The following is a 279-nucleotide window of genomic DNA, read 5'->3' as shown; positions in this document are numbered from 1 at the left end:
GGATTCACCGGCGCGCCATTGAGCTGGTCATTGGCCAGGACGTTGACGACGTTCGTGCCGCCGGTCGCGCCGTTGACGGGACCCGCCGTGTCGTTGATCGCGTCGAGCACGGCCGCTTCGACCGTCACGGTGACCGTGGCGGTGTCGCAGTTGGCCGGGTTCAGGACCTCGCAAATCTCGTAGTCGACGGTGTACGTGCCAGCCGGGGTATTCGGCGCGACGTCCACCGAGCCATCAGCGTTCACGGTAAGCGGACCATTCGTGACCGGGACCAGGGTG

Annotated in this window: 1 protein-coding gene; it reads right to left on the bottom strand. The window is 66.3% G+C overall.

Annotated features, from left to right (window positions below; translation table 11 throughout):
- Positions 1-245 (bottom strand): hypothetical protein (locus ACOQFR_RS00005; RefSeq protein WP_421377369.1); only part of this gene is annotated, 245 nt, incomplete at its 3' end.
- Between the last annotated feature and the right edge of the window lie 34 nt (positions 246-279).

The sequence above is a fragment of the Arenimonas sp. MALMAid1274 genome (genome assembly GCF_049195245.1).
GTDB lineage: Bacteria > Pseudomonadota > Gammaproteobacteria > Xanthomonadales > Xanthomonadaceae > Arenimonas.
Note: the sequence above shows the minus strand (reverse complement) of the source record. Positions and strands in the feature narration are given on the sequence as shown.